8 protein-coding genes are annotated in these 14,505 nt (G+C 53.9%); 4 read left to right on the forward strand and 4 right to left on the reverse strand.

The window, feature by feature from the left end; genetic code table 11:
• The first annotated feature begins 19 nt into the window (after nucleotides 1-19).
• The 3 genes from tyrS to FVE67_RS02970 are packed head-to-tail and all read left to right on the forward strand — an operon-like array spanning nucleotide 20 to nucleotide 2,368.
• A complete protein-coding gene (tyrS, locus tag FVE67_RS02960) occupies nucleotides 20-1,231 on the forward strand; it encodes a tyrosine--tRNA ligase (protein WP_168719179.1) in 1,212 nt (403 codons plus the stop codon).
• A gap of 1 nt (nucleotide 1,232) precedes the next feature.
• Complete coding sequence (locus FVE67_RS02965) at nucleotides 1,233-2,180, forward strand: tRNA dihydrouridine synthase (protein WP_210534640.1); 948 nt, start codon at nucleotides 1,233-1,235, stop codon at nucleotides 2,178-2,180.
• A complete protein-coding gene (locus FVE67_RS02970; protein WP_168719181.1) occupies nucleotides 2,180-2,368 on the forward strand; it encodes a YgaP-like transmembrane domain in 189 nt (62 codons plus the stop codon). Before FVE67_RS02965 ends, FVE67_RS02970 begins: the two co-directional genes overlap by 1 nt.
• A gap of 139 nt (nucleotides 2,369-2,507) precedes the next feature.
• Here the strand turns inward: FVE67_RS02970 and FVE67_RS02975 are convergent, their stop codons facing one another.
• Nucleotides 2,508-4,337 carry an Lnb N-terminal periplasmic domain-containing protein gene (locus FVE67_RS02975; RefSeq protein ID WP_168719182.1) on the reverse strand — a complete coding sequence of 610 codons (1,830 nt, stop codon included), beginning with the start codon at nucleotides 4,335-4,337 and terminating at the stop codon, nucleotides 2,508-2,510.
• 50 nt (nucleotides 4,338-4,387) lie between these two features.
• Nucleotides 4,388-4,732 (reverse strand): hypothetical protein, encoded by a 345-nt coding sequence (locus FVE67_RS02980; RefSeq protein WP_210534641.1) that lies wholly within the window; start codon nucleotides 4,730-4,732, stop codon nucleotides 4,388-4,390.
• 123 nt (nucleotides 4,733-4,855) lie between these two features.
• On the opposite strand from FVE67_RS02980, the gene FVE67_RS02985 reads away from it, so the two are divergent.
• Complete coding sequence (locus FVE67_RS02985; RefSeq protein ID WP_425505381.1) at nucleotides 4,856-6,004, forward strand: IS256 family transposase; 1,149 nt, start codon at nucleotides 4,856-4,858, stop codon at nucleotides 6,002-6,004.
• Between the two features lie 214 nt (nucleotides 6,005-6,218).
• Here the strand turns inward: FVE67_RS02985 and rpoC are convergent, their stop codons facing one another.
• Both rpoC and rpoB read right to left on the reverse strand, forming a co-directional pair.
• Nucleotides 6,219-10,325 carry a DNA-directed RNA polymerase subunit beta' gene (gene rpoC, locus FVE67_RS02990; protein WP_168719184.1) on the reverse strand — a complete coding sequence of 1,369 codons (4,107 nt, stop codon included), beginning with the start codon at nucleotides 10,323-10,325 and terminating at the stop codon, nucleotides 6,219-6,221.
• 29 nt (nucleotides 10,326-10,354) lie between these two features.
• Nucleotides 10,355-14,437, reverse strand: a complete 4,083-nt coding sequence (gene rpoB, locus FVE67_RS02995) for a DNA-directed RNA polymerase subunit beta (RefSeq protein ID WP_168719185.1) — start codon at nucleotides 14,435-14,437, stop codon at nucleotides 10,355-10,357.
• Between the last annotated feature and the right edge of the window lie 68 nt (nucleotides 14,438-14,505).

The raw sequence follows: 14,505 nt of genomic DNA on the forward strand, positions 1-14,505 counted from the left end.
AAAGATAGGGAGAGGGCTTATGAAGAACCTCGAGCCGGAAGAGGCCCTGGAGTATCTCAAAAGGGGAACGGTGGATATCATCGAAGAGGAGGAATTGCTGGCCAAACTTCGGCGTTCGGCGGAGACCGGCCGGCCCCTGCGCGTAAAAGCCGGTTTTGACCCCACGGCCCCGGATCTTCACCTGGGCCACACCGTGCTCCTGCGCAAGATGCGTCATTTCCAGGATCTAGGGCACATGGTCTACTTCCTCATCGGGGACTTCACGGCCATGATCGGAGATCCCTCGGGCCGCTCCGAGACCCGCCCCCCTCTCACCAGGGAAGAGATCCAGGAGAACGCCCGGACCTATGCCGACCAAGTCTTTAAGATCCTGGATCCGGAAAGGACCCAGGTGGTCTTCAATAGCCAGTGGATGAGCCGGATGACCGCCGAGGATTTCATCCGGCTCTGCGCCAAATACACCGTGGCCCGGATGCTTGAACGGGATGATTTCAAAAAACGCTTCGAGACTGGCCGGGCCATCTACATCCACGAGATCATCTATCCCCTGATCCAGGCCTACGACTCTGTGGCCCTAGAGACCGATGTGGAACTGGGAGGAACGGATCAACTCTTCAATCTTTTGGTGGGCCGGGAGATCCAGCGGGAATACGGCCAGGAGCCCCAGGTGATCCTCACCGTGCCTATTCTGGAGGGCCTGGACGGCGTCCAGAAGATGTCCAAGAGCCTGGGAAACTATGTGGGCATCACCGAACCCCCCCAGGAGATGTTCGGAAAGCTCATGTCCATCTCCGACGACCTCATGTGGCGCTATTACGAGCTTCTTACCGATCTTCCCCTCCCGGAGATCGAGGCCCTCAAGCAGGCGGTGGCCGCAGGGCGGGAACATCCGAAGGAGGTCAAGAAACGCCTGGCCATGATGATTGTGACCCAGTTTCACTCCGAGGCTGCGGCCCGGGAGGCCGCCGAAGAGTTCGAACGGGTCTTTACCCGAAAGGAGATCCCTAAGGAGGCCCCGGAGATCCGGGTGGCCCCGGGCCGGATCTGGCTCCCGGGGCTCCTCAAGGAGGCCGGTCTGGTCAAAAGCACCTCCGAGGGCAAACGTTTGGTGGCCCAGGGAGCGATTAAGACCCTGGAAGGGGTGGCCCTTCCCGAAGAATATGCCTTTTCTCCGGGGGAGACCTACCTCCGGGTAGGCAAGAAACGTTTTCTCAAAGTGGTTGTCGGCTGAGGTGGCCTTTCAGACCGGAGAGGTCATTCTGGCCCCGCTTGCGGGCTACACCCACTCCCCCTTTCGGCGGCTCCTCCGCAGGCTCGGAGCCGACCGCACTTGGACCGAACTGGTCAGCGCGGAGATGATCCTCCAGAAGGGCCTCGAGGATCCCCTCTGTTACTTTACGGAGGCCGAGCGCCCCCTGGTCTTTCAGCTCTTTGGGGCCGATCCGGAAAAGATCTTCCGGGCCGCAGAGCGGGTAGCCCGAGAACTTCGACCGGACGCCCTGGACCTCAACGCCGGCTGTCCGGTGCGCAAGGTGGTCTCCCGGGGGGCCGGGGCCGCCCTTCTCAAGGACCCCGAGCGCCTAGCGGCCTGTGCCCAGGCCCTGGCCGAAGCCGCCCGCCGCGCGGGTCTTCCCGCCTCGGTCAAAATGCGTCTCGGTTGGGATAAAGACCGCCTGGAGGAACTCGTAGAAAGGCTCCTTCACACCGGAATTTCGGCCCTGGTGCTCCATGCGCGCTTGGCGGTGGAGGGCTTCTCCGGCCAGGCCCGCTGGCCTCGCCTCCGGGACCTGGTACAACTGGCGGCCCCGGAGGGCCTTTTTGTGATCGGAAACGGCGACATAAAGGCCCCGGAGGACATTAAGCGTATGTTCAAGGAAACCGGCTGTCAGGCGGTGATGGTGGGGCGCGCCGCCCTACGCAATCCCTGGATCTTCAAAGAATATAAGGAAAACCGCCTTCTGGAAAAACCGCCCTCCCTCCGGGCCCGCTTGGCCCTGGAACTTCTGGAAGAAATGTTCCAGGTCTTTCGCCCGGAGACGGCCTGCAAGAAGATCAAAGGCCTCCTGGCGCAGCTTTTCAAAGGCCTTCCGGGGAAAAAGGCCCTCCTCGCCCCCTTGCTCACCGCCGAAAATTGCTCTAGCCTTATAAAAGGTCTTCAAAATATCGCTGGAGGGCAATGATGAAGGCTATTCGGGCCCAAAGGATCCTGATGGGAGTAATTCTTCTGGTGGGAATTTTCTTGCTCTACAAGGGAAAACCCTGCGCCAAATATATCTTCTGGTTCGTGGCCCTGATGAGCATTCTTTCCGGAATCGTAAACTTCTGCCCCTCGGAATGGTTCTTCCGCAAGATCTTCCGCGAAGGATAAGCTTAAAGACTAAAGCTTTTTGATCTCTAGAAACCCAACACAGCTATACTCAAAAACATTATACAATAAAGCTTCTTATTTAACATTCTATTTCATTGCTCTATTTTCATTTCAAATTTTGCCGCTACTCTTTTCTAATTTAAAAAGAAAAATTCAAAAAGATTCCATAGCTTTCTGTTTTTCCTTCTACTAAATTTATTTTAAAAGAAATTCTAAAATTTTTAGACAAAAAAATGCTTTGAGAAAAACTTATTAAAGAATAATTTAACGGCCTTCCCCAATAAGAATAATTTATCCACGTTTTCATATGAAAAACTTCATAAATAATTAACCCAATTTGGGGATTGTAAGTCAAATATATTTTATTTCCATATCCATTTTCTAGGTTTCCTAAAATGTATACGAATATATCTGAAAAAAACCTAAAAGTTAGACCGATACCCCCACTAATATTAAACGAATAAAAATATTTTGAATTATCTAAGTATCTAGGCGACATCTCTATTCCAAATTGACTTGAAATGCCTTTAGTAAGAAGATCAAAAGGAATCAAAGATCTCATATAATATAACTTAAAATTTTCCAATTTAAAAGAACATTTATTAACTAAAAAACTAAATCTTCCCACCTCTAATGCACTTTCTGAAAAATATTCACGATTATCATCTTCGAGAGTGTGAGAAGCAGCCAAAAAATCTACTTTTAAGAATTTCTCTTTTCCAAAATATGTAATACCAGTTTCAAAATGCGTCTCTTGAGGAATCTTAAATGGAGATTTATACTTGGAAATATCAAATCCATAAGGACTATTTGAAAGCTGTTTTCTAAAAATTTTCTCTAAATTTTTCCACACTTTTTTTGAAATTATTCCATGTTTCCAAGAATAATATCCATAAACTTCTCCCAACTTTAATCGATAAAAATCTTTGACATTCTGGGGATCTAAAGAAGAAAAATATTTTTCATTTCCTTTTTCTACGGAAAATTTTAAAAGAAGGATATCCCAAAAATTTAATCTTTCTTCTAACATTCTGATCAACCATTGATCAGAAGGCAACAATCGCACATCATTTATCAAACCATACTGTTTAGCTAACTTAACAACATCTAATGGTGAAATCCAATGAGCTTTCTTATTGAATATTTCAGGATTTGCTAACGACAAAAGATAATATATTACTGTAGCACAATTATACCCCTGAAAATAATATTCCATTTTAACATCTTTTAACTCCCATATATGAAAATAAAGTAACTTTTTTTGGTAAGAAGATAAATTCAATTTGTATTCCCATATATTTCTCTCTTCTTTCTCTAAATATTTTGCAACCTGATAATAATAAGGCATTAAAGAAAAAATACCTCTCATACCAGTAAACAAACTTTCTAAACCAAGTTTCAAAGGATTATAAGTATTTATCACAGCAAAAAACGAAACAGCATGAGCAACTTGCCTTCCTTCATCATTAATGCCTTCTAATTTAAGAAATAGATGGCCCATCATACTCGCAGGATTTTTAATATTTTCTGAAGCAAACACCAAATAAATATTATCTGCTGGAGCCTTTTTAAGATAATAATTAAAATCTTTACATTCTACCTGAGGAAATATATTTTCAGAAAGATTTAACTCATGTTCAATAAACAATTTCCGCGCAGGAAAACGACATATAGGATGAGCATTAGAATCAGAAAAAATACCTGGAGGCAAAAAAAAGGATTCTATAGTTTTTTTCATTTCCTCAGCTAAAGAAAAATGAGAATAACTAAGAATAAAGGAAGGATCTTTAATATAAGGTCTTTTACTATAAGGATCAATATGAAGAAGAACTTTCCATGTAGGAGAAAGATAAAGCTTTTTATGTAAAGCTAAATAAATGATCTCTTTAGGAAGCCTTTGCGCACAACATGACAGAGAATATCCAATACATATAATTATTAAACTTATGGAAACAGAAAATTTATACAATCCTAATGAAAACAAAGTTGGCTCGGGGTTTCCCGGGCCAACAGCAAAAATTATTTACATTGGATATTTACATTAGAATCGTATTGCCACATAGCATTAGAAACATAATCCGTAGTAGAACCAAAAACTCCTCCACTTAAAAGGTTAACAAAGAAAACAGGATTAATCTTCTTATTCAATAAATACTGCTTTTGAGTACATTCAGGATCCAAAATTTTTATAATTTTATCTTTATTCTCTCTTTCTAATGTAACAATAGCAGGAGTAGAGTAAGTTTGTCCATCAATTTCAAATTTGACACCTGTTTTTCCGGTAGAAGTAACATTGATTTTTTGAGTTTTCCCACTAAGGATCGTAGCACATCCAGAAAGAACAAAAGCCAAAACGATCCACAAACATAAATACAAATAGCTCCCTCTTCGGTAGTGTTTCACAAATTGTGTCCGAGGGGGTAAATAAAGAGGCCTTCCTCCTTGCGATAATAAGTGGGAGTCAAACCAAAGGGAAGGAGGAAGGCCATGCAGGACAGAGAAATTATAGAAAAGCTGGAGGACCTCATCAAGGAGGCCATTAAAAGCGTGATTGAGCGACTGGCTATTGAGGAAAGAAGCCTTTACCTTGAGGAACACCCTGAAACCAAAGGCAATGGTTTCTACTCTCGCTCCCTTCTCACCAAATACGGGCCTATTGAAGGCCTTATGGTTCCCAGAACTCGAGATGGAAACTTTAGAGCTCAGATTCTACCTCCTCCAAGGAGAAGAGCCGGTCTCGACTTGGGAGAAGCTGTATTGGCCTTGTACGCTTCGGGAGCCAGTACCAGGGCGGTTTCAAGATTTATCGAGACCATTTACGGGGCTTACTATTCGCCAGCCAGTATAAGCAGACTAACGGAGGTAGCCGAGGACCAAATTGAGTCCTGGAGAAAGCGAAGGCTTTCGGAGGAATACTTTGCCCTTTATCTGGATGCTACTTTTCTGCCGGTGAGGAGAGGAACTGTGGCCAGGGAGCCGGTGTATCTGGCTTTGGGGATAAGGCGAGATGGGACCAGAGAGATTGTGGGCTTTTGGACCAGTGGAGGGGAAGGTGAGAGCGCTCTGGTTTATCAGGAAATTTTCAACGAACTGCGCGAAAGAGGTCTCAAGAGGATTGAGGTGGTCATAGGGGACGGGCTATCAGGCTTGAAGGAGGCGGTTCTCAGGGTTTATCCTGGGGCCAGGTTTCAGAGATGCGTTCTTCACAGTCTCAAGTATAGCCTGAGGAAGGTTCGGAGGTCTCACCGAGAGGCGCTGGCTCAGGATTTGAGGAAAATTTATCGGGCTGGGAGGAGGTCCGAGGCCCTGGAGGCCTTCAGGGCTTTCAAGGCCCGGTGGCAAGGGAAGTATCCGGAAGTAGTGAAGCACTGGGAGGAGAACCTCGAGGATCTCTTGGTTTTTCTGGAATATCCGGAGCCTATTCGGAATTATATTTACACCACGAATCAGCTTGAAAGGCTGATTAAAGAGGTCAAGCGCAGGACCAAGGTGATAGAGGTTTTCTGTGAGCCTGGGGCACTTTACAAGGTAGTCTATCTGGTGCTTAGGGGTCTAGAGGAGAAATACCGTTCGCGAAAACTGAGAGGTTTTGAGGATCTTATGGAGGAAGGCCTTTTATCCTGCGGACACAGTTGACGAAACACTATGCCCTCTTCTCATCGCTCCCCTCCTTTTGTTTTTTTGGATTTGTTTTTTGGAATTCCGTATAACAAATCTCATAGCGAGTTGTCAAGATGTTTTTATTCTTAATTAAAATTCATTTATGGTGATAATTAAAAAACAAAAAAGCTTTTAAAAAGAAAAGGCCGCCCTCTCGGGCGGCCTTCTTCTCGGCCAGGGAAAAATCTTCTTAGAAGGGTAGCTCCAGTTCGGCCTTCTTTTCCTTTTCCAGGGCCTTTTGTTCGGCCCGCATGTCGTAATAGACCCGGCCGGTGCCTGCGGGAATGAGACGCCCGATGATCATGTTCTCCTTGAGGCCCCGCAGGTAGTCCACCTTACCCGCCAGCGCAGCGTCCGTAAGCACTCGGGTGGTCTCCTGGAAGGAGGCCGCAGACAGCCAGCTCTCGGTGTAGAGGGCGGCCTTGGTAATTCCCAGGACCACCGGTTCGGCCACCGCCGGACGCCCTCCCTGCCGCAGGACGCGCTCGTTTTCCTCCTCAAAAACGTGGCGGTCCACCAGCTCCCCGATCATAAAACGCGTGTCCCCCACCTCTTTGATCTTCACCTTCTTGAGCATCTGGCGCACGATGACCTCAAAGTGTTTGTCGTTGATCCGCACCCCCTGGAGCCGATAGACCTCCTGGATCTCCTCCACCAGGAATTTGGCCAGCTCCTTGACCCCCTTGACCCGCAGAATGTCGTGAGGATTGGGGGAGCCCTCGATCAGGGGGTCTCCGGCCCGAATGTAATCCCCCTCCTGCACCGCCAGATATTTCCCCTTGGGAATGAGATACTCCTTGGGTTCCCCCACCTCCGGCTTGACCACGATCTTGCGCTTGCCCTTGAGCTCCTTGTCAAAGAGGACCTCGCCGTCGATCTCGCTGATCACCGCGTAGTCCTTGGGCTTTCGGGCCTCAAAGAGCTCGGCCACCCGGGGAAGACCACCGGTGATGTCCTTGGTCTTCACCGTCTCCCGCGGGATCTTGGCGATCACGTCTCCAGCCTCCACATAGTCGCCCTCCTGCACGGTAAGGATGGCCCCCACCGGAAGGAGATACCGGGCCTCCCCCCGGCCGGAGGGCAATTTTTTGGTCCGCCCCCGCTCGTCCTTAATGGAAATCCGCGGGCGATAGTCGGTGAGCTTATACTCCCGCACGATAATGCTCACCCGGCCGGTGATGGGGTCGGTGCGCTCGTCCACGGTGACCCCGTCAATGATGTCTCCGAATTTTACCTTTCCGGAGACCTCCGTGATAATGGGATTAGTAAAGGGATCCCACTCCACCAAGAGATCCCCGGGCTTGACCTCCTGTCCCTCTTTTACCCGGATCTTGGCCCCGTAAACCACCGGGTAACGTTCCTTCTCCCGTCCATCCGGGGCCACAATGGCGATCTCTCCCTGACGGTTGAGGGCCACCAGAGAGCCGTCCCGGGCCCGCACCGTGCGCAGATTGATAAATTTCACCTGACCCTGGGTCTGGGCCCGATGCTCACTCTGCTCCACGGCCCGGCTGGCCGTACCTCCGATGTGGAAGGTCCGCATGGTGAGCTGGGTCCCGGGCTCGCCAATGGACTGCGCGGCGATGATCCCTACGGCCTCCCCGATTTCCACCATGCGCCCGGTGGCTAGATCCCTTCCGTAACACTTGGCGCAAACTCCGTAACGGCTCTGACAGGTAAGGACCGAACGGATGGCCACTTTCTCGATTCCGGCCTCCCGCAGACGTTTTACCGCCTCCTCGTCGATCTCCTCGTTGGCCTTGACCAGCACCTCCCCGGTCACCGGGTCCACAACGTCCTCCAGGGCCACCCGACCCAACACCCGGTCCCACACCGGCTCCATGATCTCTCCGGCCTCAATGAGGTGCCCCACTTCAATCCCGTCGATGGTCCCGCAGTCTTCCTCCACGATGGTCACATCCTGGGCCACATCCACCAGACGACGGGTGAGATACCCGGCATTGGCGGTCTTGAGAGCCGTGTCGGCCAGCCCCTTCCGGGCTCCGTGAGTGGAGACAAAGTATTCCAGGACGGAAAGGCCCTCCCGAAAGTTGCTCTTAATGGGGGTCTCGATGATCTCTCCCGAGGGTTTGGCCATAAGGCCGCGCATCCCGGCCAGCTGGCGGATCTGGTCGATGGAGCCCCGGGCCCCGGAGTAGGCCATTATGTAAACCGGGTTCATGCTGGGCCCTACCACCTTCTCCCCGTTGGGCCCCACGTACTCCGCCGTCTCCATCTCCTTGACCATCTCCTGGGTGACCTTCTCCGTGGCCGCCGACCAGATATCCACCGTCTTGTTATAGCGCTCCCCGTCGGTAATGAGCCCCTCCTGGTACTGCCGCCGGATCTCCTCCACCTTCTTTTCTGCCTCGGCCAGGATCTCGGCCTTCTTCTTGGGGATCACCAGATAGTCCACACAGATGGAAAGTCCGGCCTCGGTGGCCATCTGATAACCCAGATCCTTGATGCGGTCGGCAAAAATCACCGTCTTCTTGGCCCCGGCCCGCCGGTAGGAGAGGTCGATCAGACGCTGGAGCTCTTTCTTGCGCAAAGGCTTGTTGTACTCCTCAAAGGGAATCTCTTCCGGCACAATGGTGGAGACGATCAGGCGTCCCGGAGTGGTCTCCACCAGCTTTCCGTCTAGACGCACCTTGATCCGCGCCTGGAGGTCCACCGCCCCCTCTTGATAGGCCAGAAGGGCTTCTTCCCGATTGCGAAAGGCCCGGCCCTCTCCCCGGGCAAAGGGCCGCTCCATGGTCATGTAAAAGAGTCCCAGAACCATGTCCTGCGTGGGGTAGACCACCGGAACCCCGCTTGCCGGAAGCAAAATATTATTGGTGGAAAGAAGGAGCACCCGGCATTCGGTCTGGGCCTCTACCGAAAGGGGCACGTGGACCGCCATCTGGTCCCCGTCGAAGTCCGCATTATAGGCCACGCAAACCAGAGGATGGAGCTGAATGGCCTTGGAGTCGATGAGCACCGGCTCAAAAGCCTGGATCCCCAGCCGATGAAGGGTGGGAGCCCGATTGAGCATCACCGGGAATTCCTTGACGATCTCCTCCAGGGCATCCCAGACCAGGGGATCTTCCTCCTCCACTAGGCGCTTGGCGGTCTTGATCGTGGTGGCGTAGCCCTTCTTTTCCAGCCAGTGATAGATAAAAGGCTTGAAGAGCTCCAGAGCCATCTTCTTGGGCAGTCCGCACTGATGCATCCGCAGCTCCGGCCCGGCCACGATCACCGAACGCCCGGAAAAGTCCACCCGCTTACCCAGGAGGTTCTGCCGAAAACGGCCCTGCTTGCCCCGAAGCATGTCCGAAAGGCTCTTAAGCGGCCGGCGGTTGGGCCCGGTCACCGGCCGGCCCCGACGCCCGTTATCAAAGAGGGTGTCCACCGCCTCCTGGAGCATGCGCATCTCGTTGCGCACAATGACCTCCGGAGCGTCGAGCTCCATCAGACGCTTGAGACGGTTATTCCGGTTGATCACCCGACGATAAAGGTCGTTGAGGTCCGAGGTGGCGAAACGCCCTCCCTCAAGGGGCACCAGGGGGCGCAACTCCGGAGGAATTACCGGAACCACCTCCAGGATCATCCACTCCGGCCGATTCCCGGACTGGCGTAGGGCCTCCACCACCCGTAGGCGCTTGCCCAGCTTCTTGCGCCGGGCCTCACTGGAAGTTTTTTCTATCTCCGCCCGGATCCTCTCCGCCTCCTCATCCAGATTAATGGTGCGCAGGATCTCCCGGATGGCCTCCGCCCCCATGCCCACCCGGAACTTCTCGCCGTACTTCTGGCGGAAGGCCTGGACCTGCTCCTCGGTGAGCACCTTGCGCGGCGAAAGCTCCGGGACCTCGCTTTCGATCACGATGTACTTTTCAAAGTAAAGAACAGACTCCAGCTCTTTAAGGGTGAGATCCAGAAGGGCCCCGATCTTGCTAGGCACGCTACGCAGGAACCAGATATGGGCCACCGGAGCCGCCAGCTCAATGTGCCCCATGCGTTCCCGGCGCACCTTGCTCTGAATGACCTCCACCCCGCACTTCTCGCAGATCACCCCCCGGTGCTTGGCCCGCTTGTACTTTCCACAGAGACACTCGTAATCCTTAACCGGCCCGAAGATCTTGGCGCAGAAGAGTCCGTCCCGCTCGGGCTTGAGGGTGCGGTAATTGATGGTCTCCGGCTTCTTGACCTCTCCGTGACTCCACTCCCGGATCCTCTCCGGAGAGGCGATCCCCAGCCGGATGGCCTTGATATCCATGGGGTCCTTGGGCTTGGTAAAGTAGGAGAAAAGCTCCTCCATCTCTCTGCACCTCCTTAACCCTCAAAGGGTTATTCCTCAATGACTTCCACATCCAGACAGAGACCCTGGAGTTCCTTGACCAGGACCTTGAAGCTTTCCGGAAGACCGGGCTCCAAGAAGTTCTCCCCCTTGACGATCTTCTCGTACATCCGGGTCCGCCCAGTCACATCATCGCTTTTCACCGTAATAAACTCCTGAAGGGCGTAGGCCGCCCCGTAGGCCTCCATGGCCCAGACCTCCATCTCTCCCAGCCGCTGTCCGCCGAACTGGGCCTTACCTCCCAGAGGCTGCTGGGTAATGAGGGAGTAGGGTCCGGTGGAACGGGCGTGGATCTTGTCGTCCACCAGATGGTGCAGCTTGAGCATGTACATGTAGCCTACGGTGACCGGCTCCCGGAAGGGCTCTCCGGTAAGCCCGTTATAGAGCACAGTCTGCCCGGTCTCCGAAAGTCCGGCCTCCCGCAACCAGGCCTTGATCTCCGGCTCCTTGGCCCCGTCGAAGACCGGGGTGGCCACCGGAATCCCGTCGGCAAAGGCCCGGGCCATGTCCAGGATCTCCTCCTCGCTCTTGCCCTCGGTAAGCCGCTGATACTCCTCCTCGGTAAAGAGCTTTTTCAGGAGATCCTTTACCGCCTTTACCTGGTGTTCCTCGGCCAGACGGGCCAGCTTGCGCCCCAGCTCCTTACAGGCCCACCCCAGATGGGTCTCGAGGATCTGTCCGATATTCATCCGGGAGGGAACCCCCAGGGGAGAAAGCACCATGTCCACCGGGGTCCCGTCCGGGAGATAGGGCATGTCCTCAATGGGGACCACCTTGGAGATTACGCCCTTGTTTCCGTGGCGGCCGGCCATCTTGTCCCCGGGCTGGAGCTTGCGCTTCATGGCTACATAGACCTTGACCACCTTGAGGACCCCGGGAGGGAGCTCGTCCCCCTTGGTGACCCGCTTGATACGCTGGTCGAATTCGTGCACAATCTCCGCCTTGCGGACCTCGAATTTCTTGAGGAGCTCGTCCACCTTGCCCCGAAGCTTCTTGGGGGCCAGATCCCGAATCTTGTTAAGGGGTACCCGTTCGAGGACCTCCCGCGTAAAGGGCTCCCCGCGGGAGACCACCTCCTCGCCCTTCTCATCAATGTAAGCCGCCGCCGTCTCCGCCCCGGAAAGGATTTCCTCCAGGGCCAAAAGGGTGCTGCGGCGCAAGATCTCCAGATAGTCTGCCCGATTTTTTTCCAGACGGGCAATCTTTTCCGCTTCTTTAGCCAAGGCCCGTTCGTCTTTTTCTACTCCCCGGCGGGTAAAGACTTTGGTATCGATCACGATTCCTTCAATCCCCGCCGGAACCCTCAGAGAGGTGTCCTTCACGTCGCTGGCCTTCTCCCCGAAGATGGCCCAGAGAAGCTTCTCCTCCGGAGTGAGCTGGACCTCCCCCTTGGGGGTCACTTTGCCCACGAGGATGTCCCCAGGGCGCACGTAGGCCCCGATCTTCACGATCCCGCTTTCGTCAAGGTTGGAAAGGGCCTCCTCGCTCACATTGGGGATATCTCGGGTGATCTCCTCCCGGCCGAGCTTGGTCTCCCGGGCCACACACTCGAACTCCTCGATATGGATGGAGGTGTAAACATCGTCCCGCACCAGGCGCTCGGAGATGACGATGGAGTCCTCAAAGTTGTAGCCCCGCCAGGGCATGAAGGCCACGAGCACGTTTTTACCCAGGGCCAACTCCCCTCCATCGGTAGAGGGACCGTCGGCCAGGACCTCGCCCTTGCGCACCCTCTGGCCCGGACGCACCCGGGGTTTCTGAGTAAAGGTTGTGTTCTGGTTGGAACGCCGCCATTTGATAAGATTGTAGATCTTGACCTCTGGAAAGCCTCCGTTGCGGGAGTCGTAGCGCACCACGATCCGGGTGGAGTCCACATCCTCCACCACCCCGTCCTCTTCGGCCAGGATGACCATGCCGGAGTCCCGGGCGGCCACCCGCTCCATTCCCGAGCCCACCAGGGGGGCCTCGGTGCGAATAAGGGGCACGGCCTGGCGCTGCATGTTGGAGCCCATGAGGGCCCGGTTAGCGTCGTCGTGCTCCAGGAAGGGGATGAGCGAAGAGGAGACGCTTACCACCTGGGCCGGTACCAAGTCCACCAAATCCACTTCCTCCCGCCGGGCCATGATAAATTCTCCGCCCTTCCGAGCCGGGACCACCTCATCCAGGATACGCCCGTCCTGATCGATATTGATGGTGGCTTGGGCAATAACCATATCCTTCTCTTCAGCGGCGTTAAGGTAGATCACCTGATCGGTCACCCGGCCCTTTTTCACCAGCCGATAAGGGGTCTCCAGGAACCCGTATGGATTGGGCCGGGCGTAAGTGGCCATAGAGACAATGAGCCCGATGTTCGGACCCTCTGGGGTCTCAATAGGACAAATCCGACCGTAGTGGGAGGGATGGACGTCCCGCACCTCAAATCCCGCCCGCTCCCGGGTGAGTCCGCCGGGGCCCAAAGCCGAAAGGCGGCGCTTGTGGGTGATCATGGAAAGAGGATTGGTCTGATCCATGAACTGCGAAAGCTGCCCCTGGGCGAAGAACTCCCGCAGGGCCGCGGTCACCGGCTTGGGGTTGATCAAATCATTGGGCATCATGGCCTCCACATCCTGGAGGGTCATCCGTTCCTTGACCGCCCGCTCCAGGCGCACCAACCCCACCCGATACTGGTTCTCGGCCAACTCTCCCACGGCCCGCACCCGCCGATTGCCCAGGTGATCGATATCGTCCCCCTCCTCTCCCGCCTCCTTCATGCGGATGAGCTCCTTGAGGATGGCCAGGACATCTTCTTTGGTAAGGGTGGTCTGGGTAATAGGAATGTCCAGCCCCAGCCGGAGATTGATTTTGTAGCGGCCCACCTCGGAAAGATTGTAGGTGGCCGGATCGAAGAAAAGGGACCGGAAATAGGGCTCGGCCACCTCCAGCGTCGCCGGGCTGGATGGCCGCATCTTCCGGTAGATCTCGATCAAGCACTCCTCCCGGGTCTTGGCCTTGTCGAGTTTAAGGGTGTCCCGCAAGGCCCGGGTGTAGCGATGGACGTCAATGTAAAGGCACTCCACCTCCTTGATGCCCGCTTCCCGAAGCCGGGCCAGCTTCTCCTTGGTAATCTCCTCGTTACAGTGCACCAGGACCTCTCCGGTCTCCGGATCCACCACATCTTTAGCCGCTACTCGCCCCAGGAATTCCTTTTCCGTAACCGGGACGGTCTTCACTCCGGCCTCAAGGATCCTCTTTAAGGCCGCCTTAGTCACCCGACGGCCAGCTTTGAGAAGGACTTCCCCGGTCTCTGGATGGACGATATCCACCGAGACCGTCTGGGTGAGGAAGACTTCCGGGTTGATCTCCTTTTCGATCCGGTCCTCGTAAAGATAGAACTTCTCCCGGGGATAAAAGTAGTTGAGGATCTCCTCCTCGGTCATCCCCATGGCTTTAAGAAAAGTGGTGGCCGTAAAGTTCTTGCGGCGATCGATACGGACCAGCAACCGTCCCCGGTGGTCGTATTCGAAATCCAGCCAGGAGCCCTTGGCCGGGATGATGCGGGCGGTATAGACGATCTTTCCGGCATGGGCCTTGCCCTTGTCGTGATCGAAAAAGACCCCAGCCGAACGCTGGATCTGGCTCACCACCACCCGCTCGGTGCCGTTGATGATGAAACGTCCGTCGTCGGTCATGAGGGGCACCGAGCCGAAAAAGATCTCCTGCTCCTTGATATCCCGTATATTGCGGGTCTCAGAGTCTGGATCTACATCATAGGTGATGAGCCGCACCCGCAGCTTCATCTGGGCCTCGTAGGTCAGACCCTTCTCCCAGCACTCCTCCGGAGAGAGCTCCGGAGGTAAAATCTCGTAGTCCACGAATTCCAGCTCCGCGGTGCCCGTAAAATCCCGAATGGGGAAGACCTCCTTGAGGGCCCCCTGAATGCCCTTGTCCTGGCGCCTTTCCGGGGGAACATTCCTCTGAAGGAACTGCTCGTAAGATTCCCTCTGGACCCCTATGAGGTAGGGGACCTCCATAATGGGTTTGACTTTTCCAAAGGTTCTCCTTATCCTGGCCGGTAAGATGATGGGAGTTTCCATACCGCGGACCGCCTCCTTCTGAGAAGTTTCTCAAACACAATAAGGGCTTCTCCCCATGGCAGGGAAAA

This window comes from Thermosulfurimonas marina (assembly GCF_012317585.1).
Lineage (GTDB): Bacteria > Desulfobacterota > Thermodesulfobacteria > Thermodesulfobacteriales > Thermodesulfobacteriaceae > Thermosulfurimonas_A > Thermosulfurimonas_A marina.